The sequence below is a fragment of the Pengzhenrongella frigida genome, assembly GCF_004168625.1.
In the GTDB taxonomy this organism is placed as follows: Bacteria; Actinomycetota; Actinomycetes; order Actinomycetales; family Cellulomonadaceae; genus Pengzhenrongella; species Pengzhenrongella frigida.
Map to the genome: position 1 here is coordinate 67,666 of NZ_SDWW01000013.1, position 25,898 is coordinate 93,563.

The 25,898-nt window shown below is 73.2% G+C and carries 28 protein-coding genes and 1 tRNA gene; 16 read left to right on the top strand and 13 right to left on the bottom strand.

Annotation, left to right across the window (positions count from 1 at the left end):
- Window positions 1-27 precede the first annotated feature (27 nt).
- The 4 genes from EUA98_RS07270 to EUA98_RS07285 all read right to left on the bottom strand — a co-directional run bounded on the left by EUA98_RS07270 (window position 28) and on the right by EUA98_RS07285 (window position 3,092).
- A complete protein-coding gene (locus tag EUA98_RS07270; RefSeq protein WP_242511326.1) occupies window positions 28-810 on the bottom strand; it encodes an anti-sigma factor in 783 nt (260 codons plus the stop codon).
- Window positions 797-1,459 (bottom strand): RNA polymerase sigma factor, encoded by a 663-nt coding sequence (locus EUA98_RS07275; RefSeq protein ID WP_130102012.1) that lies wholly within the window; start codon window positions 1,457-1,459, stop codon window positions 797-799. The genes EUA98_RS07270 and EUA98_RS07275 overlap by 14 nt, the downstream gene beginning before the upstream one ends.
- Entirely contained in the window at window positions 1,459-2,148 is a 690-nt protein-coding gene (locus EUA98_RS07280; RefSeq protein ID WP_130102013.1) for a class F sortase, read from the bottom strand. Before EUA98_RS07280 ends, EUA98_RS07275 begins: the two co-directional genes overlap by 1 nt.
- A 116-nt stretch (window positions 2,149-2,264) precedes the next feature.
- A complete protein-coding gene (locus EUA98_RS07285) occupies window positions 2,265-3,092 on the bottom strand; it encodes a DUF4397 domain-containing protein (protein ID WP_130102014.1) in 828 nt (275 codons plus the stop codon).
- A 132-nt stretch (window positions 3,093-3,224) separates the two neighbouring features.
- On the opposite strand from EUA98_RS07285, the gene EUA98_RS07290 reads away from it, so the two are divergent.
- From EUA98_RS07290 to EUA98_RS07300, 3 genes are all read left to right on the top strand, one after another.
- Entirely contained in the window at window positions 3,225-4,910 is a 1,686-nt protein-coding gene (locus EUA98_RS07290; RefSeq protein WP_130102015.1) for a ribonuclease J, read from the top strand.
- Window positions 4,911-5,062: 152 nt separating this feature from the next.
- Window positions 5,063-5,359: a type II toxin-antitoxin system VapB family antitoxin gene (locus tag EUA98_RS07295; protein WP_130102016.1), complete on the top strand. Its 297-nt coding sequence runs from the start codon at window positions 5,063-5,065 to the stop codon at window positions 5,357-5,359.
- 36 nt (window positions 5,360-5,395) lie between these two features.
- A complete protein-coding gene (locus tag EUA98_RS07300; protein WP_130102017.1) occupies window positions 5,396-6,049 on the top strand; it encodes a LytR C-terminal domain-containing protein in 654 nt (217 codons plus the stop codon).
- Between the two features lie 4 nt (window positions 6,050-6,053).
- Here the strand turns inward: EUA98_RS07300 and EUA98_RS07305 are convergent, their stop codons facing one another.
- The gene (locus EUA98_RS07305) at window positions 6,054-7,370 is read right to left on the bottom strand and encodes a uracil-xanthine permease family protein (protein WP_130102018.1); all 1,317 of its coding nucleotides are present in this window, start codon (window positions 7,368-7,370) and stop codon (window positions 6,054-6,056) included.
- Window positions 7,371-7,540: 170 nt separating this feature from the next.
- Between EUA98_RS07305 and EUA98_RS07310 the strand changes: the two genes are divergently transcribed.
- A complete protein-coding gene (locus EUA98_RS07310; RefSeq protein WP_130102019.1) occupies window positions 7,541-7,876 on the top strand; it encodes a DUF4190 domain-containing protein in 336 nt (111 codons plus the stop codon).
- Window positions 7,877-7,888: 12 nt separating this feature from the next.
- The gene (locus EUA98_RS07315; protein ID WP_130102020.1) at window positions 7,889-9,136 is read left to right on the top strand and encodes a glycosyltransferase 87 family protein; all 1,248 of its coding nucleotides are present in this window, start codon (window positions 7,889-7,891) and stop codon (window positions 9,134-9,136) included.
- Window positions 9,137-9,138: 2 nt separating this feature from the next.
- Here EUA98_RS07315 and EUA98_RS07320 read toward each other — a convergent pair whose 3' ends face one another.
- Entirely contained in the window at window positions 9,139-10,086 is a 948-nt protein-coding gene (locus tag EUA98_RS07320; protein ID WP_130102021.1) for an LLM class F420-dependent oxidoreductase, read from the bottom strand.
- A gap of 86 nt (window positions 10,087-10,172) precedes the next feature.
- On the opposite strand from EUA98_RS07320, the gene EUA98_RS07325 reads away from it, so the two are divergent.
- Both EUA98_RS07325 and EUA98_RS07330 read left to right on the top strand, forming a co-directional pair.
- On the top strand, window positions 10,173-10,886 hold the full coding sequence (locus EUA98_RS07325) for a DUF1684 domain-containing protein (RefSeq protein ID WP_130102022.1): 714 nt from the start codon (window positions 10,173-10,175) through the stop codon (window positions 10,884-10,886).
- Entirely contained in the window at window positions 10,883-11,749 is an 867-nt protein-coding gene (locus EUA98_RS07330; protein ID WP_130102023.1) for a hypothetical protein, read from the top strand. Before EUA98_RS07325 ends, EUA98_RS07330 begins: the two co-directional genes overlap by 4 nt.
- Before the next feature lie 31 nt (window positions 11,750-11,780).
- On the opposite strand, the gene EUA98_RS07335 is transcribed toward EUA98_RS07330, so the two are convergent.
- A complete protein-coding gene (locus EUA98_RS07335; RefSeq protein ID WP_242511327.1) occupies window positions 11,781-12,863 on the bottom strand; it encodes a GmrSD restriction endonuclease domain-containing protein in 1,083 nt (360 codons plus the stop codon).
- Between the two features lie 171 nt (window positions 12,864-13,034).
- Between EUA98_RS07335 and EUA98_RS07340 the strand changes: the two genes are divergently transcribed.
- The 4 genes from EUA98_RS07340 to EUA98_RS07355 all read left to right on the top strand — a co-directional run bounded on the left by EUA98_RS07340 (window position 13,035) and on the right by EUA98_RS07355 (window position 17,028).
- On the top strand, window positions 13,035-13,460 hold the full coding sequence (locus EUA98_RS07340) for a hypothetical protein (RefSeq protein WP_130102024.1): 426 nt from the start codon (window positions 13,035-13,037) through the stop codon (window positions 13,458-13,460).
- Entirely contained in the window at window positions 13,457-14,080 is a 624-nt protein-coding gene (locus tag EUA98_RS07345) for a hypothetical protein (RefSeq protein ID WP_130102025.1), read from the top strand. The genes EUA98_RS07340 and EUA98_RS07345 overlap by 4 nt, the downstream gene beginning before the upstream one ends.
- A gap of 109 nt (window positions 14,081-14,189) precedes the next feature.
- Window positions 14,190-14,753, top strand: a complete 564-nt coding sequence (locus EUA98_RS07350; protein ID WP_130102026.1) for a TetR/AcrR family transcriptional regulator — start codon at window positions 14,190-14,192, stop codon at window positions 14,751-14,753.
- 79 nt (window positions 14,754-14,832) lie between these two features.
- Window positions 14,833-17,028 carry an MMPL family transporter gene (locus tag EUA98_RS07355; protein WP_130102027.1) on the top strand — a complete coding sequence of 732 codons (2,196 nt, stop codon included), beginning with the start codon at window positions 14,833-14,835 and terminating at the stop codon, window positions 17,026-17,028.
- A 101-nt stretch (window positions 17,029-17,129) separates the two neighbouring features.
- Here EUA98_RS07355 and EUA98_RS07360 read toward each other — a convergent pair.
- A tRNA-Ser gene (locus EUA98_RS07360) sits at window positions 17,130-17,219 on the bottom strand.
- Window positions 17,220-17,302: 83 nt separating this feature from the next.
- Here EUA98_RS07360 and EUA98_RS07365 point away from each other — a divergent pair.
- Complete coding sequence (locus EUA98_RS07365) at window positions 17,303-18,157, top strand: Sir2 family NAD-dependent protein deacetylase (protein ID WP_207219001.1); 855 nt, start codon at window positions 17,303-17,305, stop codon at window positions 18,155-18,157.
- A gap of 19 nt (window positions 18,158-18,176) precedes the next feature.
- On the opposite strand, the gene tadA is transcribed toward EUA98_RS07365, so the two are convergent.
- Window positions 18,177-18,641: a tRNA adenosine(34) deaminase TadA gene (gene tadA / locus EUA98_RS07370; RefSeq protein ID WP_255424288.1), complete on the bottom strand. Its 465-nt coding sequence runs from the start codon at window positions 18,639-18,641 to the stop codon at window positions 18,177-18,179.
- Window positions 18,642-18,741: 100 nt separating this feature from the next.
- On the opposite strand from tadA, the gene upp reads away from it, so the two are divergent.
- Both upp and EUA98_RS07380 read left to right on the top strand, forming a co-directional pair.
- Window positions 18,742-19,377 (top strand): uracil phosphoribosyltransferase, encoded by a 636-nt coding sequence (gene upp, locus EUA98_RS07375; RefSeq protein ID WP_130102028.1) that lies wholly within the window; start codon window positions 18,742-18,744, stop codon window positions 19,375-19,377.
- A 273-nt stretch (window positions 19,378-19,650) separates the two neighbouring features.
- Window positions 19,651-19,950, top strand: a complete 300-nt coding sequence (locus EUA98_RS07380) for a hypothetical protein (RefSeq protein WP_130102029.1) — start codon at window positions 19,651-19,653, stop codon at window positions 19,948-19,950.
- Window positions 19,951-19,992: 42 nt separating this feature from the next.
- Here the strand turns inward: EUA98_RS07380 and EUA98_RS07385 are convergent, their stop codons facing one another.
- From EUA98_RS07385 to EUA98_RS07395, 3 genes are read right to left on the bottom strand one after another with little or no spacing between them, the layout of a single operon-like run.
- Window positions 19,993-20,856 (bottom strand): MetQ/NlpA family ABC transporter substrate-binding protein, encoded by an 864-nt coding sequence (locus EUA98_RS07385; RefSeq protein WP_130102030.1) that lies wholly within the window; start codon window positions 20,854-20,856, stop codon window positions 19,993-19,995.
- Between the two features lie 49 nt (window positions 20,857-20,905).
- Window positions 20,906-21,583, bottom strand: a complete 678-nt coding sequence (locus EUA98_RS07390; protein ID WP_130102031.1) for a methionine ABC transporter permease — start codon at window positions 21,581-21,583, stop codon at window positions 20,906-20,908.
- Window positions 21,580-22,569, bottom strand: coding sequence for a methionine ABC transporter ATP-binding protein (locus tag EUA98_RS07395; RefSeq protein ID WP_130102032.1), 990 nt, complete (start codon window positions 22,567-22,569; stop codon window positions 21,580-21,582). Before EUA98_RS07395 ends, EUA98_RS07390 begins: the two co-directional genes overlap by 4 nt.
- 599 nt (window positions 22,570-23,168) lie before the next feature.
- Between EUA98_RS07395 and EUA98_RS07400 the strand changes: the two genes are divergently transcribed.
- Window positions 23,169-23,822, top strand: coding sequence for an NAD(P)H-binding protein (locus tag EUA98_RS07400; protein ID WP_130102033.1), 654 nt, complete (start codon window positions 23,169-23,171; stop codon window positions 23,820-23,822).
- A 30-nt stretch (window positions 23,823-23,852) separates the two neighbouring features.
- Here EUA98_RS07400 and EUA98_RS07405 read toward each other — a convergent pair whose 3' ends face one another.
- Window positions 23,853-25,589, bottom strand: coding sequence for a COG1361 family protein (locus EUA98_RS07405; protein WP_130102034.1), 1,737 nt, complete (start codon window positions 25,587-25,589; stop codon window positions 23,853-23,855).
- On the opposite strand from EUA98_RS07405, the gene EUA98_RS07410 reads away from it, so the two are divergent.
- Window positions 25,576-25,898 (top strand): hypothetical protein (locus EUA98_RS07410; protein WP_207219002.1); only part of this gene is annotated, 323 nt, incomplete at its 3' end. The genes EUA98_RS07405 and EUA98_RS07410 overlap by 14 nt on opposite strands.

The window sequence follows — 25,898 nt, forward strand, 5'->3', positions numbered from 1 at the left end:
GCGGAGACGCCAGGAGCGCTGGGCGCGCTAGGCGCCGAGCGTGCCCCGCACGATGCTGTCCCCGGAGTGGGCCGGGACGCCGTCGAGCGGCTCTTCCGAGATGTCCACGATCGCGAAGTCGCTCAGGTCGAGCCCGGCCGGGACCGTGAAGCGGCCGTCGGACCCGGTCAGGACGCCGAGACTGACGAGGCGTTGCACCTCGCGGTCGATCAGCCAGACCTCCCGGAAGTCGCCGGCCACGGCCGGGCCGTCGAGCGTGACGACCAGGACGCGGCCGCCGTCGGGCTCCTCCTCGACCAGGGCCGTCCCGCTGGCGGCCCAGCCGGGCAGCGGGTCGAGGGCAGCGGTGGCGAGGACGGCGGGCTCGGCCGCGGGCGCGAACGCGTCGGACGCCCACAGCGCACCGCCGGCGCCACCGACGATCAGGCCCGCGGCCGTCGCCCCGGCCGCGGTGAACGCCGCGACCACCTCGCCCGGCTCCGGGCGGACCGCGGCCCGGGCCCGGCGCTCGTCGAGCTCGGTCACCGGCTCGAGCTCGGTCACCGGCGCCGGTTCACCCGGCGCGGCCGGGTCGCCACCCGGGGTCGTCGCGAGCTGGAGCTCGCCGCGGATGCGGTCCCACACGGCCGCCGACGGCGCCACGAGCGCGTCCGCGTCGGTCACCGATCGCCCGACCGCCACGACGGCGCGCAGGGACGCGACCTCGGCGGTGCACTCGGCGCACCCGGCGAGGTGGGTGCGGTCGGCGTCGTCGGCAAGGGGCTCCCCGAGCGCGACCAGCGCCAGCACCTCCGGGTCAACGTGTCTCACCATCCACCTCCAACCGGTCTCGCAGTCGCAGCAGGCTACGTCTGATGTGGCTCTTGACCGTCCCGAGCGGCAGGTCGAGACGCCGTGAGATCTGGTCGTGGGTCAGGTCGTCGAAGAACGCGAGCGCCAGGATCGTGCGCTGGGGCTCCCCCAGCCGGGCAAGCTCGTCGGCCACGGTCAGCCGCTCGGCGAGCCCGGCGGTCTCGGGCTCGGGCGCCGGTCCGGTCGTGCGCGCGACCGCGACCTCGTTGCGCCGATCCCGGGCCCGACGATGGTGCACGTCGGCGATCGCGTTCCGGGTGATCCCGGTGAGCCAGGCCGGCAGCGGAGACCGGCCAGGATCGAAGCCGGACCGCCCGCGCCAGGCGCTGACGAAGACCTGCTGGGTCACGTCCTCGGCGTCCGCGACGTCCCGCAGCGACCGGACCGCCAAGGTGTGGACGAAGGCCGACCAGCGCCGGTACGCCTCGGCCAGCGCCAGCTCGTCCCCCGCCGCGAAGGCGTCGCCGAGCTCCGCGTCCGTCCAGGTGGCGCGCGTCCGGATCTCGCTGACGTGACCGGGGGTGGTCAGGGCACTCCTCCTTTGCGGGGCCGGGCCGGCCAGCGGCGTGAGCGTCGGTGCCGCCGGGCTCCCGACCAGCGTCGCCATCAGTCCGCGACCGGGTCGGCGGTGACGATCACATTATCCGCGTAGCGCCCGATCGCGGGCTGAAAGACCCCTCCGCAGGTGACCAGGACGAGGCGCGGATCGCCGTCCCGGACGAAGATCTCGGCCCACGGCACGTCGGTCTTCGCCACCCGCCGGACACCGCTGACGGTGTACTGGCGGCGGGTGCCGTCCTGCCGGGTCACCTCGACGACGTCGCCCGCGACGAGATCCTCGAGCCGCGCGAACGGACCGAGCCCGGCCGAGGCGACGGAGTCGACGTGGGCCGCGATGACGGCCGTGCCCTCGTCCTGTCCGGGGGCTGCCCCGAACCGGTACCACCCGCCGCGCTCGGCGAGCGGCGGGACCTCCATCTGACCGTCGGCCTGGACGCCGACGGCGTCGATCGGCAGCTCGATGTCCTGCGCCGGGATCCGGAGCCGGGTCGGCGGGATCACGACGGGGCTCGGCACCGCGCCGAGGTCGGCGCTGGCCACGGGGACGTCCGGGACGGGGGCGGGGGTGGCCGACGACGACGCCCGGGGTGAGGGCGCGCGGGTCGACGAGGCTGTTGATGCCGCCGTCGCATCCTGCGGATCGCTCGGGGTGCAGCCGGCGAGGAGACCGGCGACCGCCACGACCGCGAGCGCGATGGCGAGGGTCGGCGTGCGACGACCGGTTCGGTGCGACATGGCGATCTCCGGGCCACAGGCGTGGGTGGGGTTCGGGCGGGGTCCCGCGGGGAAGGGGGTGCGGTGCCTGGCGGGAGGGGCAGGCACCGCACCCCTGGTTGAGGGGCGGGTGGTGGCTAGTCGCGCGGGAGGCGGACCGGCGTGCGCCGGACCATCAGCACGACGCCGCCGGCCGCGACCAGCAGAGCCGCACCGAGGAGCAGCGGGGCGGGCGACGCGGGCGAGTCGCTCGCGAGGCCGAGCTCACCGGACGGCACGCCGGCCGGCGCGCTGTGCAGGCCGGAGATCGTCTGGACGGCCAGCGCGAGGTTGTTCGCCTCGAGGCTGCCCCACGCGTACACGATCGTGTTGGTGCCCTCGACGACGCTCACGTCGGCCGGGCCGATCACCGGCGCGGTGGTGCCGGCCGCGGCGACCGAGGCCGAGATCGTGCCGGGCGCGAGGTTGAGGATCGACTCCTTCGGGTTGACCAGGCCGGAGATGACGGCCGTGCCACCCGCCAGGACGTCGACCGCGGGCGCCGCGGCGACGTGGCGGACCGTGAGACGACCCTCACCGGCCGCGGTGTTCGAGATGTCGTTGGTGAACAGCGTCGCCGTCGGTGCTCCGGCCGCATCCAGGTGGGCGACCGCGGTGTAGTCCATGTCCGCGGCGAGGGGCAGGTCGACCGGGCCGATCACCGGGGCGCTCGCGTCGGCCGCGTCCGCCGCCGTGATCGCCACGGTGTAGGTACCCGGCGCCAGGTCGAGCGGTCCGGCAAGGTCACCGGGAGCGAAGTTGTCGAGCGTCAGGGCGCCGTTGACGTAGACGTCGACGGTGAGGTCGGGCACGCCGTGCAGCACGGACAGCGAGGCGTTGCCCGCCGTGGCGGCACCGGCCGGCACGGCACCGACAAGAGCGAGCGTGAGGCCGGCTGCAGCGCCGGCGAGAAGTCGAATGCGCATGGGTTCCTCCTGTAGATGCCCCGCTGGGCGGGGGATGTTCTGACACAGGCACTACGCCGCGCAGGGGGCATCTGGATGCAGCAGGAGGTCGGACGGATTTTCCGGCCGCCAGGCTCCAGTAATCTGAGGGCCATGAGTCATAACCAGTCCGACCTCAAGGCCCCGCCCCCGCTACCCAAGGGCGGCCTGCGCATCGTGCCGCTCGGCGGTCTCGGCGAGATCGGCCGGAACATGACCGTCTTCGAGCACGAGGGCCGCCTGCTCGTCATCGACTGCGGGGTGCTCTTCCCCGAGGAGCACCAGCCCGGGGTCGACGTCATCCTCCCCGACTTCACCTGGATCCGGGACCGCCTCGACAAGATCGACGCGATCGTCCTGACCCACGGCCACGAGGACCACATCGGCGGCGTGCCGTACCTCCTGCGCGAGCGCGGCGACATCCCCGTCGTCGGTTCCGAGCTGACCCTCGCGTTCATCGAGGCCAAGCTCAAGGAGCACCGGATCCGCCCGACGACCGTCCAGGTCAAGGAGGGCGACCGCCGCAAGTTCGGAGCGTTCGACCTCGAGTTCGTCGCCGTCAACCACTCCATCCCCGACGGCCTCGCGGTCGCGGTCCGGACCAAGGCCGGCCTCGTGCTCAACACCGGCGACTTCAAGATGGACCAGTTCCCGCTCGACGGCCGGATCACCGACCTGCGCGGCTTCGCCCGCCTGGGCGCCGAGGGCGTCGACCTGTTCATGACCGACTCCACCAACGCCGAGGTCCCCGGGTTCGTGGCCTCCGAGATGGAGCTCGGCCCGGCCATCGAGGCCGCGTTCCGCAACGCCCCGCGCCGCATCATCGTGTCCAGCTTCGCCAGCCACGTGCACCGCATCCAGCAGGTCCTCGACGCCGCGCACGCCAGCGGGCGCAAGGTCGCCTTCGTCGGCCGCTCGATGGTCCGCAACATGGGCATCGCCCGCGACCTCGGCTACCTCAAGGTGCCGCGCGGCCTGGTCGTGGACTTCAAGGCGCTCGACGGCATGCCCGACAAGAAGGTCTGCCTCATCGCGACCGGCTCGCAGGGTGAGCCGATGGCGGCCCTGGCCCGCATGGCGAACGGCGACCACGTCATCAACATCGGCGAGGGCGACACCGTCCTGCTCGCCAGCTCGCTCATCCCCGGCAACGAGAACGCGATCTACCGCGTCATCAACGGCCTGACCCGCCTCGGCGCGAACGTCGTGCACAAGGGCAACGCCAAGGTGCACGTCTCCGGGCACGCGGCCGCCGGCGAGCTCGTCTACTGCTACAACATCGTCAAGCCGCGCAACGTCATGCCGATCCACGGCGAGTGGCGCCACCTGCGGGCCAACGCCGATCTCGCCATCAAGACGGGTGTCGCGCCCCAGAACGCGGTCGTCGCCGAGGACGGCTACGTCCTCGACCTGGTGAACGGCAAGGTGTCCGTCACCGGCCGCGTGCCGGCCGGCCTGATCTACGTCGACGGCATGACGGTCGGCACGGTCACCGAGGAGTCGCTCACCGACCGCCGCGCGCTCGCCGAGGACGGCGTGGTCACGATCGTCGCGCTCATCGACCCCGACACCGGGGTGCTGAGCGAGGAGCCGGACTTCCTGACCCGCGGCTTCGTGCACGACGCCAAGTCGTTCGACGCGCTCACCCCGATCATCAAGGAGACGCTCGCCAAGGCGGCCAAGGACGGCGTGCGCGACTTCGGCGAGCTCGAGCGGCTGATCGACCGGGCCGTGAGTCGCTGGTTCCAGCGCACCAGCCGGCGTGGGCCCGTCATCATCCCGGTCGTCATCGAGGCCTGACCGCCACGACCCCCACCGAGGGTGCGGCAGCGGCACGTCCCGCTGCCGCACCCTCGGCTTTCGGTCCCGTGTCGGGGAGGGCCGCACCATTTCGCCACGCTGGAAATGGTCACACCACCTCGTGACGCCTGTCGCGGCCTACACTGACACGCGTGATCTTCAAGGCCGTGGGCGACGGGCGCCCCTACCCCGACCATGGACTCGTGACGCCCAAGCAGTGGGCGGAGGTCCCGCCCCGGCAGGTCCGGCTCGATGAGCTGGTGACCACCAAGAAGATGCTGAGCCTGGACAACCTGCTCTCCGACGACTCCACGTTCTTCGGGGACCTCTTCGCGCACGTCGTCCAGTACCAGGGCGTGATGTACCTCGAGGACGGTCTGCACCGCGCGGTCCGCGCAGCCTTGCACCAGCGCCCGATCCTGCATGCGCGCGTGCTTGTCCTTGCGTAGTCACCGGGTTCCACACCGATCCGCTAGGTTCAGCGCGTGAACGAACCGCAGGGTCCAGAGCGCGCCAGGGTGCTGCGGCGCCGACACCGCCACGAGCGGCAGGCAGCGCTCTTCGGCGTCCTCATCACGACCCTCATCGTCGTGGCGCTCGGCGCGTTCGCGATCTTCACCGACGCGATCCCCGCCCCGTTCGCCCGGGGCTTCACCACGGCCGCGCCGGAAGCCGGCGCGCTGACCGAAGCGCCGCCGTGCCCCCCGGAGGGAACGCTGCCCGTCGCCTACCAGGACGTCCAGGTGAACGTCCTCAACGCCACCCGGCGCGCCGGCCTCGCCACCGAGACCGCGAACGCGCTCACCAGCCGCGGGTTCATGGTCCTGACCACCGGCAACTCGACGACCGCCCCGTCCGGGGCCGCCCAGATCAACTTCGGAGCGACCGGCCTCGGGGCGGCCTACACGCTCGCCGCCCAGATCGAGGGGGCGACCCTGGTGCTCGACGCACGCGTGGACGCGACGGTCGACCTCATCGTCGGCGCGGAGTTCGCGGCCCTGCTCGACCCCACCACGATCGTGCTCGATCCCGCCGTCGCGCTGACCGGCGTCGAGGGCTGCGTGCCGCTCGCCGACGCCGTGCCCGCGCCGGCCCCGGTGCCCGCGGTGACGGACGCACCGGCCGCCGCCGCGGGCTGAGTCGTCAGCGAGCGATCTCGGCGCCGCTCGGCACGGACGCCGGGCTGGCGATCTCCTGGCTCGTCCCGCGCCAGCGGGAGGTCGCGCGCATCACGTGGTAGATCCCGATCGCGGCCGCCGTACCGAGCGCGATCCCGCCGAACTCGAGGCTGCCGGACGTCCAGGTGAAGTTCGCGATGCCGATGACGAGCGCCACGGCCGCGGTCGTGAGGTTGACCGGGTCGGCGAAGTCCACCTTGTTCTGCACCCAGATCCGCGCCCCGAGCACGCCGATCATGCCGTAGAGCATCGTGGTGGCACCGCCCAGCACGCCCGCCGGGATCGTCGCGATCAGCGCGCCGAACTTCGGCGACATGCTCAGCACCAGCGCCGCACCCGCGGCGACCCAGTAGGCCGCGGTCGAGTACACCCGGGTGGCGGCCATGACGCCGATGTTCTCGGCGTACGTCGTCGTGCCGGACCCGCCACCGAAGCCGGCGAGGGTCGTCGCGATCCCGTCGGCGAACAGCGCGCGCCCGATCACCGGGTCGAGGTCCTTGCCCGTCATCGCCGAGACCGACTTCACGTGGCCGACGTTCTCCGCGATGAGCACGAAGACCACCGGGAGGAACAGCCCCAGCACCGAGAGGTCGAACGACGGTCCGACGAAGTCCGGCAGCCCGATCCAGCCGGCCGCGTTGGCCGCATCGAAGTTGACCTCGCCCCGCACCATCGCGACCGCGTACCCGACGAGCACGCCGACCAGGATCGCGAGCCGGCCGAGCATGCCGCGGAAGAACACGCTGCACAGGATGATCGCGGCGAGCGTGATGAGCGCCGTGACCGGGGCCTGCTCGACGTTGGCCCACGCGGTGGGCGCGAGGTTGAACCCGATGAGCGCCACGATCGTGCCGGTGACGATCGGCGGCATGACGACGTCGATCCAGCGGGCGCCGGCGAAGTGCACGAGCAGGCCGACGAGCGCGAGCAGCACGCCCGTCATCAGCACGCCCCCCAGCGCGACGGACTCGCCGCCGGAGGCCATCGCGGCGGTGATCGGCGCGATGAACGCGAAGCTCGAGCCGAGGTAGCTCGGCAGCCGGTTCCGGGTGATCAGCAGGAACAGGATCGTCCCGAGCCCGCTGAAGAACATCGTGGTCGCCGGCGAGAAGCCGGTGATGATCGGGACCAGGAACGTCGCCCCGAACATCGCCACGACGTGCTGCAGGCCGATCCCGATCGTGCGCGGCCAGGTCAGCCGCTCATCGGGTCCGACGACCTCACCCACCCCGATGGTTCGACCGTTCCCGTGCAAGCGCCATCCGATGCCGTTCGCTGCCATGTTTTTCCCACCTCGCCGCACGCCGGGCGCCCAGTGCGCACCGGCCGGGGCCGCTGCTGCACCGGGGGGCGGGCAGAACGCGACCAGGGGAAGGGTAGCGACCCCGGATGCGGTGCTGCACGGGTGTGTCATGCTCAAAAGACACGTCTCATGCAGCACCGGGGGCCGAGATGACCGATCAGACCCAGGATGACCCGCTCTTGGGGATCTTCGCTCCCCTCGCCGTCGCGGCTCCCGCATCCACCGCGCCGGCACGACGGACCGACGTGCTCGGCTGGGTCTCCCTGATCGCCGGCCTGTGCGGGTTTAGCCTGGTGCCGCTGCTCGGCTCGATCGTCGCGATCATCACGGGGCACCTGGCCCTCGCCCAGGCCCCGTACCCCGATGCGGCGGGATCGAACCTTGCACGGGCCGGGCTCTGGCTCGGGTATCTCGCGCTCGCCCTGCTCGTCCTGGGCGTGACGGCATACCTGCTGATCATCTTCGTGAGGAGCAGTACGCAGTAGGTGGAGACCCAAGTGACTGCCGGGCACCGCGAGGTGACCCGACCGGCCCGGTCGCGCCGGTCGTTGTGGATCGCGTTCGCCGGCGTGCACGCCTGGCTCGCGTTCGTGGGGATCGTCTGGATTCCCCAGCGGGCCTTCTGGGACCTCGACCTGTACCGGTACTGGGTCGCGGTCGGGCTCGACGCCAACACGTGGCCCGTGCTCGACGGTCCCTGGGTCTACCCGGTCGGGGCGCTGGTGCCGATGCTCGTGCCGGCGGTCGTCAGCACGACGTCCACGGCCGGGTACGCGCTCGGCTGGTGCGTGCTGGTCACGGCCCTCGATGCGGTCGCGGTCGCGGCCCTGGCCCGCCGGGGGCGCTCGGGCGCGTGGTGGTGGCTCGCGTTCCTCGTGCTGCTCGGGCCGGTCGCCGTCGGGCGGATCGACGCGATCCTCGCCCCGATCGTCGTCGTCGCGCTGCTCACCGCGCGCGAACGCCCGCGGGTGGCGGCCGCGCTGCTGACCGCGGGTGCCTGGATCAAGGTCGCGCCGGGGGTGGTCCTGCTGCCGTTGGTGATGATCGTGCGCCGACCCGTGCGCGACGTCGTCGTGCCCGCCGCCCTGGTCTGCGCGGGGGTCGTCGGGGCCGTCGCCGCCGCCGGGGGGCTCGGCCACGTGGCGAGCTTCCTCCAGGAGCAGGACGCGCGCGGGCTGCAGGTCGAGGCCGTCGCCGCAAGTCCCTGGGTCCTGGCCTCGCTGGTGCGCGACGACGTGGCGATCGTGCTCAACGACGAGCTCATCACCTGGGAGATCGTCGGGCCGGGCACGATCGGCGCCGCCCGGACGCTCGACGTCGTGCTCCCGCTGGCCGTCGCCGCCCTGGCGCTGCTGCTGTGGCGCGCGCGCTCGCGGCCCGTCGACGTGCTCGTCTGGGGCTCGCTCGCGCTGACCACGCTGCTGATCGTCGTCAACAAGGTCGGCTCGCCGCAGTACGTGGGCTGGCTCGCGCCGCCGATCGCGGTCGCGCTCGCGATCCGCACCGCCTGGCCCGACGACGCCGCCGGCGCGCGCTCCCGCGCCGTGCTGCCCTGGGCCGCGGGCACCGTCTTGGTGATCGCGGCCCTGACGCAGCTCGTCTTCCCGCTGGCCTACAGCTCGCTCCTGACCGGCGGGGCGGCCGCGTCCACCGTGCTCGTCGTGCGCAACCTGGGACTCGTCGCCGTGCTGGTCGGTGCGTGCGTGATGCTCGCGATGCCGGGCTCCACCACCCGGACGCGTTGAGGTCAGCCGAGCTGCGGCGCGACCTCGCGCGCGACCAGGTCGAGGTGGTCGAGGTCGTGCAGGTCGAGCACCTGCAGGTACACCCGGGTGGCTCCGGCCTTCGCGAGCTCCGCGAGGGTGTCCACGATCTCCGCGGGCGTGCCCGCGACGCCGCTCGCCCGCAGCTCGGCCGGGTCCCGACCGATCCGCGCGGCCCGACGCGACACCTCGGCGTCGTCGGCCCCGGCGCACAGCACGAGCGCCGCCGAGTAGACCAGGTCGTCCGGGTCGCGACCCACGGCCGTGCACGCGTCCCGGACCGCCGCGAACCGGGCCGCGATCTCGTTCTTCGGGGCGAAGGCGGTGTTGAACTCGGACGCGAACCGGGCCGCGAGCGCGGGCGTCCGGCGCGGGCCGTGGCCCCCGACGATGATCGGCACCCCGGCGCGGGCGGGATCCTGGGCGAGCCGCTGGACGGGCTTGGGCAGGGCCGGCGAGTCGGTGAGCGTGTAGTGCTCGCCGGCGAAGCTGAAACGCTCACCCACTGGTGTGCCCCACAGGCCGGAGACGATCTCGAGCTGCTCGGTCAGCAGGCCGAACCGCTTGGGCGGGAACGGGATCCCGTACGCGGCGTGCTCGTCGGCGAACCAGCCCGCGCCGAGCCCGAGCTCGACCCGGCCGCCGGACATCTGGTCGACCTGCGCGACCTGGATGGCGAGCACACCGGGATGGCGGAACGTCGCGGACGTGACGAGCGTGCCGAGCCGGATCCGGGACGTCTCGCGCGCGAGCCCCGCCAGCGTGGTCCAGGCGTCGGTCGGGCCGGGCAGCGGATCGCCGTCGCCCATCCGCAGGTAGTGGTCGGACCGGAAGAAGGCATCGAAGCCGAGGGTCTCGGTGGCCTGCGCCAGGGTGAGGAGGTCGTCGTAGCTGGCGCCCTGCTGCGGTTCGGTGAAGATGCGAAGTTCCATGCGGACCAGACTTTCACGCCCGACGACCGGTACGGGCCACCCGAAACCGTCGCCCCGACGGCCCGAGAACTGGCAGGCTACGTGCGATGACCGCCCCGCCGAACGCACCCTTGCGCGACGCCCTCGCGGTGCTCGACTGGCGCCGGCGCACCGCAGCGAGCTACCGCGACGTCCGCCGGCTCGCCGCGACCGATCCGGCCGCCGCGCACGGCGGCTGGGTCGAGCGCCGCGACGAGATGTTCGCCGACCACCCGGCTTCCCCGCTGCTCCCGGCCGATCGCGCCCGCTTCACCGGGCTGCCGGTCCAGCGCTACGACCCCGCGTTCCGGTTCGAGGTCACGGTCGAGCCGGCCGAGCCGGCCACGTTCGCCACGGCGACCGGGACCGACGGCGTCGTCGAGTTCGACCGGGTCGGGCGGGTGCGCCTGGGTGACCTCGGCTCGCTCGACGTGTGGCTGCTGCGCTCGTACGGCGGCGGACTGTTCGTGCCGGTGAAGGACGCCCTCGCCGGGTCCGGCGGCGGCACGTACGGCGGCGGGAGGTACGTCCTGGACACCATCAAGGGGGCCGACCTCGGCGGGCGCACCGATCCGGACCCGGGGTCGAGCCCTCCGTCGGGCACCCTCGTGATCGACCTGAACTTCGCGTACAGCCCGTCGTGCGCCTACGACCCGGCCTGGGCCTGCCCGCTCGCCCCGCCCGGAAACGTGCTCGCCGCGCCGGTCCCTGTCGGTGAGCGGATCGCCGAGTCCCGCACGGTTTCGGGCCTGCGCCCGGGGACGGCAGACTCGTCGCCATGAGCACCGCGGGGGTCCGGAGTGCGATCACGGCGATGTGGGTGTGGGACAACGCCGTGAGCCCCGCCGACGACGACGAGGGGCGGGGGTACGCCCCGGCCTCACCCGACCGGCTGGCCGCGTTCGCCACCGCCGGCGAGCTGCAGGAGGTCTACCTCGCGGCGCCGTCGGCCGGGAGCGAGGGGCCGGTCGCGGAGTCGTTCGGTGAGACCTGCGGGACGCTGCACGCCGTCGGCGTCGAGGTCAGCGCTCTCGGCGGCGACGCCGAGTGGCTCGCGGCGCCCGGCCTCGTGGAACCCTGGCTCGCCCACGCGCGGGGCCTGGGGTCGTTCGACCGGGTGCAGCTCGCCGTCGAACCCTGGGCCCTGCCGGGCTGGGCGGCGAGCAAGACCGCCGCCCTCGCCGAGGTGCTCACCCTGCTCGACCGGACCCGATCCGCCGGGAACGGGCTGCCCGTGGACATCGCGGTGCCCTGGTGGCTCGCGCACGAGCCGTTCACCGACCTCACCGCCCCCGAGGGCACGACGATGCTCGAGGACGCGACGATGCTCGACGCCGTCCTCGCCCGCGCCGACCGCGTGTCGATCCTCGCGCTCGCTGATCACGCCAGCGGCCCCGACGGGATCCTCGCGCTCGCCTCGCGCGCGGTGCGGGCCGCGGTCACCGCGGGCCGCGAGTTCACCATCGGGGTGGAGACGTGCTCCCCCGAGGTCGCGGGCGGGGCGCAGTTCACCTTCTTCGACGAGGGGCCGGTCGGCCTGCTCCGGGAGGCCGGGCTCGTTCGCGCCCGGCTGGGCGAGGTCGCCGGGTACCGGGGCGTGGCCGTGTCCGACCACCGGGCCTGGCGGCGGCTGCTCGGCGTCTGACCGACCGCACGTCGACCGTTCGACCTGCGCCCTACTCGCAGCCGACGCCGTCCCCGTCCCCGTCCAGGTGGGCGGCGTACCCGGGCTCACCGACGTGGACCGGGGCCGCGCCCGCGGCCCGGGCTGCGGCGCAGTTCTCGAAGGCGGCCTCCGCGGGGGCCGGGACGGGTGCCGCGTCCGGGGCCGGGGCCGGCTCCGCTGGTGCTGGTGCTGGAGCCGGTGCGGCTGCTGCTGCGGCAGGAGGCGCGACCCCGGTCGGCAGCGGCTGGTCCGGGCACGTCGACAGGACGCCGACCATGGCGTCCCGCTCGGCCTGGGTCACCCAGAGTCCGTAGGCGTACTTCACGCCGACCTGGCGGGCCACGTACTCGCAGCGGAACGGCTTGTTCGGCGGCAGCCAGGTGGCGGTGTCACCGTCGCTCTTGCGCGCGTTGAGCGGGCCGTCGACGGCGAGCAGGTTGCGGAAGTCGTTGGCGAACTGGGCGCGCGTGGCCGCGTCCCACTGCTGGGCGCCCTTCTGCCAGGAGTCCGACAGCGCGACCACGTGGTCGATCTGCACCGCGCTCGAGGTCGACTCGCCGCGTCGGAACGCGATCGCCTGGCCGCTGTACGGATCCGCGAGGTCCCCCGTGAGCACCACGCAGTCGTTCGTACCCGGCTTGTGCACGATGTTGGTGAGGTCGCGATCCAGGACGTCGTTGCGCTGGTCACAGCCGTTGCGGTCGGTGTCCTGCCAGCTGGCCCCGTACTGGTCGCGGGCGTACCCCGTCTTCGGCGCACGCCCCTTGACCTCGAGCAGCAGCGCCGTCGCGAGCGCACCCTGCGCGGCGGTGCCCGGCTCCGGCGCCGCGGAGGCCGCCGGGGGCGCACCGGGGGCTGCCTGCGCGGCCGACGACGACGCGTCGTCGGGCAGGGGCGCCGTCGGGCTCGACCCGGTGGCGCTCGTGGTGGTCGAGAGGGCGGGGGTGGTGCCCTGCGCGGGCGCGCACCCGACGAGGACCCCGACCAGGCAGGCCGCCACCAGGCTCGCGAACCCGGCCGTCCGCGCCGTCGGCCGCGCCGCCCGGGTGCCCGAGGTCGGACGGCGGTTCCCCGAGGGGTGGGTGATCGGCACGCCGCCAGCGTGCCGCGTGCCGACCGGATCTCCTCGCCGGGCGCGCCGCCCGGCGGCGATGGACCTGAGAAAGTGCCGTTTTCGTGCAGGTTTGTGCTCGCGTCGGACTCAGTCGCCGCCCCCTGCCACGCCGGTAGGGTGACGACCCGGCAACGAAAGGGACCATCGCTCATGAACCCGCTCGTGTGGATCGCACCAACCTGCCTCTTCCTCGCGGCGGCCTGCTTCATCGTCGGCGGACGGCTCGTCCACCGAGCGCGCAGGGTGGACCGGGTGCAGCTGCCCGCGCGGCTCCGCAGCCGGGTCTGGCTCGGCCCGGGATACTCGCTCGTGCTCGAGTACCCCGGTCCGGACGGACAGCCGCGGATCGGATCGGCGTTCGCGTTCATCCGCCGAGGGCTCGGGGCCACGCCGGCTTTCGGCGGCTGGGTCTGGGTGAACCGCGCGGATCCGGCCGACGTCATGACCCGACCGGGCGGGCGCACGGCCCCGGGCGGAACCGTCCTGATCGGTGGCGCCATCTTCCTGTTCGCCAGCCTCGGCACCGGGCTCGCCGCGGTGATCGTGGCGAGCACCTCCGCCATCGGCGGCCCGTGACCCCACCGAGCGCATCGTCGCCCGAGGTCGTGCCACCGCGCCCGCGCCCCGCTCGTGCTCGGCGCCGCACCACCCGCGGCGATCGCGAGATTCTGGCCCTGGGTGCCGTCGCGCTGGTTGGCTGGCTGGCGTTCCGCATCGTCGGCGGGCACGCCCGGCTGGCCGAGACCCTGTTCGTGACCTGGTCGCTGTCCGCCGGTCAGGTGTACGCGATCCTCGCCTGCTCCGCGGCGCTGCCGGTCCTTGCCTGGTTCGAGCTGATGCGCGTGCTTCCGCTGCTGCCCTGGCAGGGTCTGACCGACCGGGTCCGGCCCCGGATGCGGGCGGCAGCGCTCGCCACCGTCCCGGTCGCCCTGCTGATCGACGCGCCGGGCAAGTACGGCGCGTCCGGGTGGTCGGATCGGCTCGTCGTCCACCTCGGGTACGTGCTGGGGACCACCGAGGTCGTCGCGAGCGTCACGATCTTGGTCGCGGCCCTGCCGACGCTGTTCGTGACCGTCTTCCTGGGCCTGTGGCTGTCCTCGCATCCCGGTCGCGGCTGGACGACGGCGGCCTACGTCGGCGTCGTGGCGTGGCTGACCGGGGTCGCGTTCCTCGGGTGGGCGATCGGACCGCTGTGAGGCGGCGGTCGTCGTCGGGCACGTCGACGGCACGACGGTGCGCAGCGTCACACCCGGTTCCCTGACCGATCGGTTGACACCTGACCGATCGGTCACGCACGCTGGGTCCATGCTTCGTCGTACCGGTGCAGACACCAAGCGCGAGATCCTGGCAGCCGCCACCAGGCTGTTCAGCGACCACGGCTACCGGGGTACCTCGCTGGCCGACATCGCACACGAGATCGGCTACTCCAAGGCCTCGGTCCTGTATCACTTCGCCAGCAAGGAAGCCCTCCTCGCGGAGCTGATCGCCCCCGCAGCCGCCGACCTGCAGGCGCTGCTGGAACGGGTGAGCGATCTGCCCGTGCCGCAGGCCCGCAGGTCCGTCATCGAGGGCTTCGCCGCCCTGACGGTCACCCACCGGGATGCGGTCACGATCATGCAGACCGGGGAGCGCCTCGTGCTGGAGGATCCGCACTTCCGCGCCATCGGGCCGCTGTACGAACGGCTCCTCGGCGTGCTGGAGGGCGACGAGCACGACGCCGAGGCCCGGGTCGCGGCCTTCATGGTCGTCGTCGGCACCGCCTTTGCGTGCACCGGCCGCGCCGACCTGCCGCCCGAGCAGCTGCAGCCCGCGCTGGTCGCCGTGGCGCTGCGAGCGCTCGGCCTGCCGGCGGACGCGCCCCCGGGCTGACCGCCACCCCCCACCTTCACCCGTCTTCTGCTTTCCCACCCTCGTCTCGGACGACCGGTCCTCACCTCTTGGAGTTCACGTGGCAACCCTGCTCTACCGGCTCGGCCGTGGTTCATTTCGGCATCGAGGGATCGTCCTGACGGTCTGGATCGCACTGCTGGCCGGGTTCGGTCTCGGCGCGGCGTTCCTGTCCGGGCCGTCGACGTCCAGCGTGACGATCCCCGGCACCGAGGCGCAGCGCGCCCTGGACTCCCTGGCCACCGAGTTCCCCGGAGCCGCGGGCGGCAGCGGCAGCATCGTCATCGCCGCACCCGACGGCGGCACGGTGACCAGCACCGAGGGCCAGGCGGCGATCGCGGCGATCGCGGCCGAGGCGAGCCTCCTGCCCGACGTCGCCGCCGTGCTCGATCCGGCGCAGACCGGGCAGGTCTCGCCCGACGAGTCCATCGCCGTCGTCCGGGTGCAGTTCACCAAGCCGGTGGACGAGCTGGCCGCGAGCACCAAGGAGGCCTTCAACGCCATCGGCGCCGCGGTGCAGGACGAGGGCTTCACGGTCGCGCACGGCGGCGACATCGCCTCCGGCGAACCCGCCATCGGCGGTGCCGAGGGCATCGGTGTGCTCATCGCCGCCCTCGTGCTGGTGCTCACCTTCGGGTCGCTCGTCGCCGCCGGCATGACGCTGCTCACCGCGCTGATCGGGTTGGGCGTCGGGGTCGCCGGGCTCTACTCGCTGTCCGGGATCGTCTCGTTCAGCTCGATCACCCCGATCCTGGCCCTGATGCTCGGCCTGGCCGTCGGCATCGACTACTCGTTGTTCATCGTCTCCCGCCACCGCCACAACCTGCTCGAGGGGATGCGGCCGGACGAGGCGGCCGGCCGGGCGGTCGCCACGGCCGGCTCCGCCGTGGTGTTCGCCGGAGCCACGGTGATCATCGCGCTGGCCGGGCTGACCGTCGTCGGCATCGGGTTCCTGGCCAAGATGGGTCTGGCCGCCGCGGCCACCGTGCTGGTCGCCGTGCTCGTCGCCCTCACCCTGTCCCCTGCGCTGCTGGGCTTCGCCGGACGCCGGGTGCTGCCTCGCAAGCTGCGCGATCCCGAGGCGGCCCGCGCCGCGCTGGGCGACGAGGAGTCGCCCAAGCTCCTGGGCCGTCGCTGGGCCGAGTTCGTCACCCACCACCGCGCCGTCGTGCTCATCGTCGGGGTGCTCGGCCTGGGCGCGCTGTCGATCCCGGTGCTGTCGATGCAGACCTCGTTGCCCGACGCCGGGCACGCGCCCGCCGAGTCGACCGCCCGGATCGCCTACGACCTGACGACCCGGGGCTTCGGCGAGGGCAGCAACGGACCACTCGTCGTCGTCGTGGATGCCACCAGCCCGGACACCCTCGCCGCGGACGCGGCGACCGTCACCCAGCTGCTCACCGACACGCCCGGCGTCGTCGTGGTCACGCCCCCGACCATCAGCCCGAGCGGGACCACGGCCCTGCTGCAGGTGGTGCCCGCCACCGGCCCGTCCGACCCGGCGACCGCCGACCTCGTCCACGCCATCCGCGACCGGGTCGCCGGCTCGTCGTCGGCCACCGTGTCGGTCACCGGATTCACCGCGGTCGGTGTCGACGTCTCGCAGAAGCTCGCCGACGCGCTCCCGATCTACCTGCTCCTGGTGATCGGCCTGTCGTTCGTGCTGCTCATGGTGATGTTCCGGTCGATCCTGGTGCCGCTGAAGGCCACGCTCGGCTTCCTGCTCACCGTCGGCGCCACCTTCGGCATCGCGGTCGCCGTGTTCCAGTGGGGCTGGCTGTCCGAGACCGTCGGCCTGTCCCTGCCGGGGCCGCTGCTCAGCTTCATGCCCATCCTGATCATCGGGATCCTGTTCGGCCTCGCCATGGACTACGAGGTCTTCCTGGTCTCGCGGATGCGAGAGGACTTCGTGCACGGCGCGTCGGCCCGCGAGGCGACGGTCAGCGGGTTCAGCCACGGCGCCCGAGTGGTCACCGCGGCCGCCGCGATCATGATCTCGATCTTCGCGGCGTTCGTGTTCAGCGAGGACTCCACGATCAAGTCGATGGGCTTCGGCCTGGCCACCGGCGTGGCGATCGACGCCTTCATCGTCCGGATGACCCTGGTGCCGGCGGCGATGTCCCTGCTCGGCGACCGGGCGTGGTGGCTGCCGGGCTGGCTCGGCCGCCTGCTGCCCGACGTCGACATCGAGGGCAAGAACCTGCGCGCGGACGACGACGCGGCTCCCGCCGGCGAACCCGTCGCGAAGGCGGTCTGAGGTTCTGGCGAGGCCCGGAACGACGAAACCCCCTGCGGGAGCCTCAATCGGCTCCCGCAGGGGGTTTCGTCACTGCACGTGCAAGTTGGTTGACCAACTCGTGGCGGTGGCGGTGGGATTTGAACCCACGGTGGAGTCTCCCCCACACACGCTTTCGAGGCGTGCTCCTTAGGCCGCTCGGACACGCCACCGCGGGGAACGATACCGGCTCGGGGCGGGTTGACCGAATCGACGGACATTCCGCCGTCGGCGAGCCCGGTCGTAGGCTCACCGAGTGACGCTCCCGGACCTGACGCCCGCCTCGACGGCTGCCCGCGCGGTCGAGGTTCTGTCCGGTCTGCGCCTCGCCGTCCTCACCGGTGCGGGCCTGTCGACCGACTCGGGCATCCCGGACTACCGCGGGCCCGACTCGCCGCCCCGCACCCCGATGACGTACCAGCAGTTCGTCGCCGACCCGGCGTTCCGCCGGCACTACTGGGCCCGCAACCACGTCGGCTGGGCGCACGTGCACCGGACCCTGCCCAACGCCGGCCATCGCGCGTTGACGGCGCTCGAGGCGCGCGGCGTCGTCGTCGGCGTGATCACCCAGAACGTCGATCTGCTGCACGAGGAGGCCGGCACCCGCAACGTGATCGACCTGCACGGCCGGTACGACCGGGTGATCTGCCTGTCCTGCGCCACGGTGATCAGCCGGACCGAGCTCGCCGGCCGGCTCGACGCGCTCAACCCGGGCTTCGCGGAGTCGATCGGTCGCGTCGCGGACATCGAGATCGCGCCCGACGCCGACGCCGTCATCGAGACGACCGCGCACTTCACCGTGGCCGACTGCGACCGCTGCGGCGGCCTGCTCAAACCCGAGATCGTGTACTTCGGCGAGAGCGTGCCCAAGGAACGGGTCGCCCGCGCGTTCGCACTCGTCGACAGCGCCGATGCGCTCCTCGTGGCCGGGTCGAGCCTGACCGTGATGTCCGGGCTGCGGTTCGTCCGGCACGCGGCCAAGACGGGCCAGCCGGTCGTCATCGTCAACCGAGGCGCCACCCGCGGCGACCCGTTTGCCACGCTCAAGCTGGACGCGGGCACCTCCGAGACACTGACCGAGCTCGCCGAGACCCTCCCACCCCTCCCCTGACCGCCCGCCCCCCTGGCGGTCAGGCGCGGTGGGTGGCGAAGAAGTCGCGCAGCAGGGCGCCGCACTCCTGCTCGCGGACGCCGCCGATCACCTCGACCCGATGGTTGAGCCGCCGGTCGCGCACGACGTCCCACTGCGACCCGCACGCGCCGGCCTTCGGGTCCCACGCGCCCAGGACCAGCCGCGGGACCCGCGCGAGCACCGTCGCCCCGGCGCACATCAGGCACGGCTCGAGGGTGACGACGAGCGTGCAGTCGTCCAACCGCCAGCGGCCGAGCGCCGCCGCGGCCGCCCGCAGCGCGAGCACCTCGGCGTGCGCCGTCGGATCGCCGTCGGCCTCGCGCGCGTTGTGGCCACGCCCGAGCACGACGCCGTCGGGCCCGACGACGACCGCGCCCACCGGGACGTCGGCCGTCGCGAGGGCGTGCTGCGCCTCGGCGAGGGCCAGGCCCATCCACCGCGCGTCGTCGTCCGACCAGGTCACGGCCCCATCCTTCCGCACGCCGAGGAGCCTGGCGGCGCCATCGTCGGGCCGCAAGGGGCGGGTGACCGTCCCGGCGCTGACGACCGGTAAGTTGTGGGCCATGCGCCTGCACGTTGCCGATCACCCGCTCGTTGCCCACAAGCTCACCGTTCTGCGCGACGAGAACACGGCTTCGCCGACGTTCCGCCTGCTGGTCGACGAGCTCGTGACCCTGCTCGCCTACGAAGCGACGCGGGAGGTTCGCGTCGAGCCGCACGCGATCGTCACCCCGGTCACCGCGACCGTGGGCATCAAGCTCGCCGATCCACGGCCGATCGTCGTCCCGATCCTGCGCGCCGGGCTCGGCATGCTCGACGGCATGACCCGCCTGCTGCCCACGGCCGAGGTCGGCTTCCTCGGCATGAAGCGCGACGAGGAGACGCTCGAGGCGATCACCTACGCGAACCGGCTGCCCGACGACCTCTCAGGGCGGCAGTGCTTCCTGCTCGACCCGATGCTCGCGACCGGGGGCACCCTGGTGGCCGCGATCAACTACCTGTTCGAGCGCGGGGCGCGCGACGTCACCGCCGTCTGCCTGCTGGCCGCACCCGAGGGGCTCAAGCTCCTCGAGGACGCGATGGGCGACCGGCTGGATCTCAAGGTGGTCGTCGCCGCGGTCGACGAGCGGCTCAACGAGAAGTCCTACATCGTGCCGGGCCTGGGCGACGCGGGCGACCGGCTGTACGGCGTCGTCTGACCTGCGGGCCGGCCGGCCCGAGTAGACCGGGGCGTCCTCGCCCTTCTCACTGACTGAGATGCCCCGCGAAATCCCTTGGTCGTGTGGGTACCTCCTGCGACGATGTGGGCATGTTCACGCCCCTGCCCGCGCCCGACGCCGCCCCGGCGTCCCTTGGCGTCGCTGCAGCCGCGTATCGAACGTGCTGTCAGTCCTGACTGCTCTCCAGTCCGACTGATCCGCGCCGGCACCCGCGCACCCGAGGCGCCGGCCCCCCACCCGATGGAGACTTCCGTGACCACTCACGTGCGCGCCCAGCACCGCCACCCCTCCCCGCCCGCCCTACCGGACGCACGCGCGCTGCCGAACGCCCGCGCCGCTGCCCGACCGGCCACCACGACCGAGGTCGCCGGTGCCCCGAAGGAGCCGGGGTTCGTGCTGCACGTCGGCGTCGACGAGTCCTTCGGTCACGGTCCGCAGGCGCTGCGTGACCTGATCGAGGCCGCCGAGACGCTGCAGGAGCTGGCCCGCGACCTCCTGCCGAAGGCCAACACCTTCACGACCCTGTCCCTGACTCCGCCGGCCGCCGACTGACGGCGACGGGTCGCCAGGCGGCGGCCCGTCGCGACCCGGCCGTCAGAAGGCCGCGATGACCTCGCCACCGGGCCAGCGCTGGGCGATGAACGCGGCGACCTCGGGCGAGTGGAGCAGCTCGTCCAGGCTGACGAGGGCCGCCTCGTCCTTGTTCTCGGACCGCACCGCGAGGAAGTTCGCATACGGGTTGCCCTCGCCGGCCTCGATGAGGATCGAGTCCGTGGCGGGGTTCAGGCCGGCCTCGAGCGCGAAGTTGCCGTTGATGATCGCGATGTCGACGTCCTGCAGGGCCCGGGCGAGCTGTTCGGGTGCGGTCTCGACGAGCTCGAGGTGCAACGGGTTGTCCTCGACGTCGAGCAGCGTCGGCGCCGCATCGCCCGTGTCGGCGAGCGTGATCAGGTCGTTCTCGACGAGCAGGTCGAGCGCCCGGCTCTGGTTGCCGGGGTCGTTGGTGATGCCGACGGTGGCGCCGTCCGGGATGTCCTCGACCGAGGTCACCGTGTCGGAGTAGACCGCGAGGGGCTCGATGTGGACGCCCTCGAAGTGGTCGAACCCGTACCCCTGCGCGTCCACCTGAGCCTCGAAGTACTCCAGGTGCTGGAAGTAGTTCGCGTCGATCTCACCCTCGGCGAGGGCGGTGTTCGGCAGCACGTAGTCGTTGAACACCTCGATCTGCAGGTCCAGGCCGGCGTCCGCGGCGAGGTTGTCCTGGACGAACTCGAGGATCTCGGCGTGCGGGGTCGGGCTCGCCCCGATGACCAGCGAGGTGACCGTGCCGTCGGCGGAGAGCGTGCCGGCCGTGGCCTCGGCGGCGGGCTCGGCGGTGTCCGCACCGCACCCGGTCAGGGTCAGCGCGGCGACCGCGAGGAGTGCGGCGGTGCCGAAGGCGTTCGCGTGCTTCAACATGGAGGGTCCTTCCACTTCAGGTTCCCCGAGCGGGGCGGGCAAGGCTGGTTCAGCGGTGGTCGAGGCGGCGCGCGAGGGCGTCGCCGATCACCTGCACGAGCTGGACGACGACGACGATCACGACGACGCAGGCCACCATGACCTGCGTGTCGAACCGTTGGTAGCCGTACGAGATCGCGAGGGCACCCAGTCCCCCGCCGCCGATCACGCCGGCCATGGCCGAGTAGCCGATCAGCGCGATGACGGTCACGGTGAGCCCGGCGACCACGCTCGGCAGCGCCTCGCGGATCAGCACGGCGCGGGCGATCTTGATGCGGGTCGAGCCCATCACCCGAGCGGCCTCGACCTTGCCGGGGCTCACCTCGCGCAGCGAGGTCTCGACCAGCCGGGCGAAGAACGGCACGGCCCCAAGAGTCAGCGGGACGACGGCGGCCTGCCAGCCCAGGGACGTCCCCACGACCCAGCGCGTGAACGGGATCACCGCGATCATGAGGATGAGGAACGGCAGCGACCGACCGAAGTTGACCACCGCGCCGACGATCGAGTTGACGATGCGCGACGGCGCGAGCCCGCCGGCAGCGGTCGCGTGCAGCAGCAGCCCGAGCGGGAGCCCGAGCAGCGCGGTGAGCAGCGACGAGACGGCGACCATCTGCAACGTCTCGAGCGTCGCGGTCGGCAGCTTCTGCTGGATCACGGGGTTGGCGAGGAAGTCGCTCCACCAGCTCATCGGGTCACCTCCGCGTGCACGCCGGCCGAGTGCAGCCGGCTCAGTGCCTCCTCGACGCGATCGTCCGGCAGGTCGATCTGCAGGCGCCCCACGCGTCGCCCCGCGAGCGTCTCGATCGTGCCGGCGGCGATCTCGGCGTCGGTCCCCAGTGCGGCGACGGCCGCGAGCACGACGTGCGTGGCGACGTCGTCGGTCGAATAGGCGACCTCGACGAGTGAGCGTTCGACGCCGAGCGGCAGGTCGGGGACGGGGATCAGCTCGCGCGCCAGGTGCGAGCCGTACTTGCCGACGACGTCGCCGAGCGCGCCGTGCTCGACGACCTTGCCGTGCCCGAGCAGCGTGACCGAGTCACAGATCTCGCGCACCACGGCCATCTCGTGCGTGATGATCAGCACCGTGATCCCGAGCCGGTCGCGCAGGTCGCGGATGAGCCCGAGGATCTGCCGGGTGGTCGCGGAGTCGAGGGCCGACGTCGGCTCGTCGCACAGCAGCACGGCTGGCTCGGTCGCCAGCGCCCGCGCGATGCCGACGCGCTGCATCTGACCGCCGGAGAGCTCCGCCGGATACGCATCCGCGCGGTCGGCCAGCCCGACGAGCTCGAGGAGCTCAGCGACCCTCGACGCGCGCTGCGCGCGGGGGACCCCGGCGATCTCGAGGGGGTAGGCCACATTCCCCGCGATGGTGCGCGAGTCGAGCAGGTTGACGTGCTGGAAGACCATCCCGATCCGGCGCCGTGCGCTGCGCAGCTTGGCCTCGGGCAGGCCCGAGAGCTCCTGCCCGTCGATCGTGACGGTGCCGGAGGTCGGCCGCTCGAGCAGGGTCAGACAGCGGATCAGCGTGGACTTGCCGGCGCCGGACCGTCCGACGATGCCGTGGATCGCACCGCGCGGCACATCGAGGTCGATGCCGTCCAGGGCGACGACGTCGGCCCCCTTGGCGGGGTAGATCTTGCGCAGCGCCCGGAGCTGGATCTGGGGCTCGGTCATGACTCTCCTAGCGGTGCAGCGGGCCGAAGAACGGTGGCCGGCCGGACGCGCCGCGCGGGGCGACGAGCACCGGAGGCCGATGGCCCGCGTGCGGGTGGGGCGGGAGTGCGAGGTGGGACGGAACGTAGGGCAGCGGTTCGTCCTGCAGGCCGGCCGGCGCCCGTCGGGCGCCACCGTTCGCTCAGCTCAACAGCTGTGGCGCGGACCCGGGCCACACATTCGCGCCGCGGCAAGGGCCGCGGGCGAGCAGGTCGTGAGGTGGCCGGACATGACGCCATTGGACCACAGGCTGAGACGCCGGCCGTCCACGTTTCACCTGCCGGAACGTGTCAGACCCTCGGTGCACGATGGCGATCCTCACCGGGACCCGGCGGTTCGTACCGCGTGGCCACGCCGGTTGTCCACAGGGATACGCACATCTGGGGGTAACTCAAGGAGCCGACCACAACATCTAGCGGTCACATGGCAGCGCGCCTGCGCGCCGTGACCGCAGTCCGTCGTACCCCGCGGGCCGCTAGCCCGTCTCTTGTCGCTATCGACTGCGACGTGGGCCACATTCGCGGTTTCGGGTCCGAATCCGGGATCCGTACGGTGGCGTGATGAAGATCGTCATCGCAGGTGGACATGGTCAGATCGCTCTCCGACTCGCCCGGCAGCTGGCCGACCGCGGTGACGAGGTGCTCGGCCTCGTGCGCAACCCGGACCACACGGCCGACCTGGCCGCGGCGGGCGCGCGCGCCGTCGTCGCCGACCTCGAGCGCGACTCGGTCGCGACCATCGCCGCCCACCTGACCGGCGCCGACGCCGTCGTGTTCGCGGCCGGCGCTGGCCCCGGCAGCAGCGCGGAGCGCAAGGACACGGTCGACCGCGCCGGGGCGGCTCTCCTGGCCGACGCCGCGGCCCGCGCCGGGATCCGCCGGTACGTGCTCGTGTCGTCGATGGGAGCCGGGGCCGAGCCGCCCGCCGGGACGGACGAGATCTTCACCGCGTACCTGCGCGCCAAGACGGCCGCCGAGGAGGACCTGCGCGGCCGTGATCTCGACTGGACGATCCTGCGGCCGGGCGGCCTGACGAACGAGACCGGCACCGGCCGCGTCCGTCTCGAGCCCGAGGTCCCGTTCGGTCGGGTGGCGCGCGACGACGTCGCGGCCGTGCTCGTCGCCCTGCTCGCCGAGCCGCGCTCGGCGGGCCGGACCCTCGAGCTCACCGAGGGCGACGTCCCGATCGCCGCCGCCCTCGAGGCGACCCTCTGAACGGACGCGACCCTCTGACGGTTCGGGTGCCTACGCCGGGGTGATCGGGGTGAGGTGGTCGGCGGTCACGCTGACCCGGACCGTGGCGTCGGTGGCGTCCGCGACCTGAACCGCGAGGACGACGCTCGCGGTGGCACCCGGCGTGAGGTCCCCGAGCCCGCACTGGAGCCCGCCCTCCGCGGGGGTGCACGGGGAGCCGTCGTCGGGCACGACTCCGGCAGGCAGCTCGACGGTCGCGCTCACGTTCAGCGCGGTCGCAGAGCCGGTGTTCTGCACCGCGAAGGCAACCGCGCCCGACCCGTCGTCGTCGACGATCAGGGTCGGCGCACCGCCCGCGGCGAAGTCGAGCACGGGGGCGAGCACCGGTGCCGGCGAGACCGTGAGCGGGACGTCGGTGCGGCCCGCCTCGGCGCCGTCGCGCAGGACCGACACGGCGAGCACGGCCTGGCCGACGGCGGCCCCGTCGCTCGCCCGCAGGGTCAGCGGCAGCGGCGCCGCCGTGCGGGGGGCGACGTCATCGGTCGCGCACCGAAGCTCGTGCGGATCGGCCCCCTCGCGGCAGGTCCAGCTCCCCGCCGCGGTGCCGTCCCACCGGATCCCGGCGGGCAGTCGGACGTCGAGGCCCACCCCGCGCGCGTCCAGCCCACCCGCGTTGCGGATCGGCAGCATGACGGTGACCGCGTCTCCCACGGTCAACACCGCGCCTGGCACCACCGGGTCGAGGGTGATCCGTGCCGGCGCGGGCGCGATCGTGGCGCGTGCGACGACGGAGGGCCTCGCCTCGCCGCTGACCACCGTGAACGTGAGATCTGCCTCGGTCACGGCGACCTCCTCCGCCACCCAGATCTCGAGGCTGAGGCTTCCCCCGGCCGACCCCGACAGCTCGGCGACGGTGCACACGACGGTGGTGACCCCCTCGGTCCCGCACACCCAGGGCAGGTCGGTCGGGGTCGGCAGGTTGGTGTACCCGAACCCGGCGGGGAGCACGAGCTCGGCCCGGAGGTCCCGCGCGGGCGACTGCCCGGAGTTCGCGATGCTGAACGACACCACGCCGCTGCTCCCGGCGGTCAGCGCCACGGCGCTCGCCGGAGCGGCGACCGTCAGCTCGGCCGGGGTCGGTGGCGGGTCGGGGGCGGGGGGCGGGTCCGGTGCTGGCGGCGGCGGGTCGGGGGTGGGAACAGGGGTCGGGGTGGGGGTGGGGGTGGGAACAGGGGTCGGGGTCGGTGCGGGGACTGGGGTCGGGGCCGGCGGCGTGGCCGGAGCTTCGGGTGCGGCAATGGCATCGGCGGCCGAGGCGTCGTCGGGCTCGGACGCCGACCTGGTGCCTCCTGCCGAGTCCGCCGAGTCCTCGGGTGGTGCGCCCACGGTCTCGATCAGCTCGATGGCGCTCGACTCCGCCGGAGTCTCGCCCGCGCCGACCGGCACCTCCGCGCCCGGGAGCGCCTCGCCGGCGCCCGCGGCCTCGAGGAGCTCGTCTGCCAGCGCACCGGCGGTCTCGGTCGGGGTCGCCTGCGGGGCGGCAAGGACCTGGCCCGGGTCGGCGCCGATCATCGGGCCGGCCGCTCCCGCGATCGCCAGGGATCCGGCCACCAGCCCGGCTGCCATCGCGCCCACGACGCTCAGCGGGATGCCCGCGACGAAAGCCGCGATCCCGCCGGTGGCCGCGGCCGCTCCGGTGGCCGTTCCCACGGCGACTGCCGTTCCGGCGACGGCGCCGGCCGTGACCGCCGCACCCGTGACGGTTGCGGCCGCGGTGCCTGCCGCCACCGCTGCCGTCCCCGCGGTGACCGCCGCGGTCCCGCTCGCCACGCCAAGAGCGGCACCCGTCCCGGCTGCGGTCGCCCCCACTGTTGCCGCCGCCGCCGCGCTCGCGGTCGCAGCACCCGCCGTCGCAGCACCTGCCGTCGTCGCGGCCATGCCGGCGGTCGCCGCAACGGAACCCGCGCCAGCCGTGGCCGCCGCCGCACCGGCCGAGGCCGCCGCCGTCGTCGCACCCGTGACCGACGCGCCCGTGACTGCCGCGCCGGAGGCCGCTGCACCCGTCGCTGTCGCACCGGTCGCCGAGCCGAGCGCGGC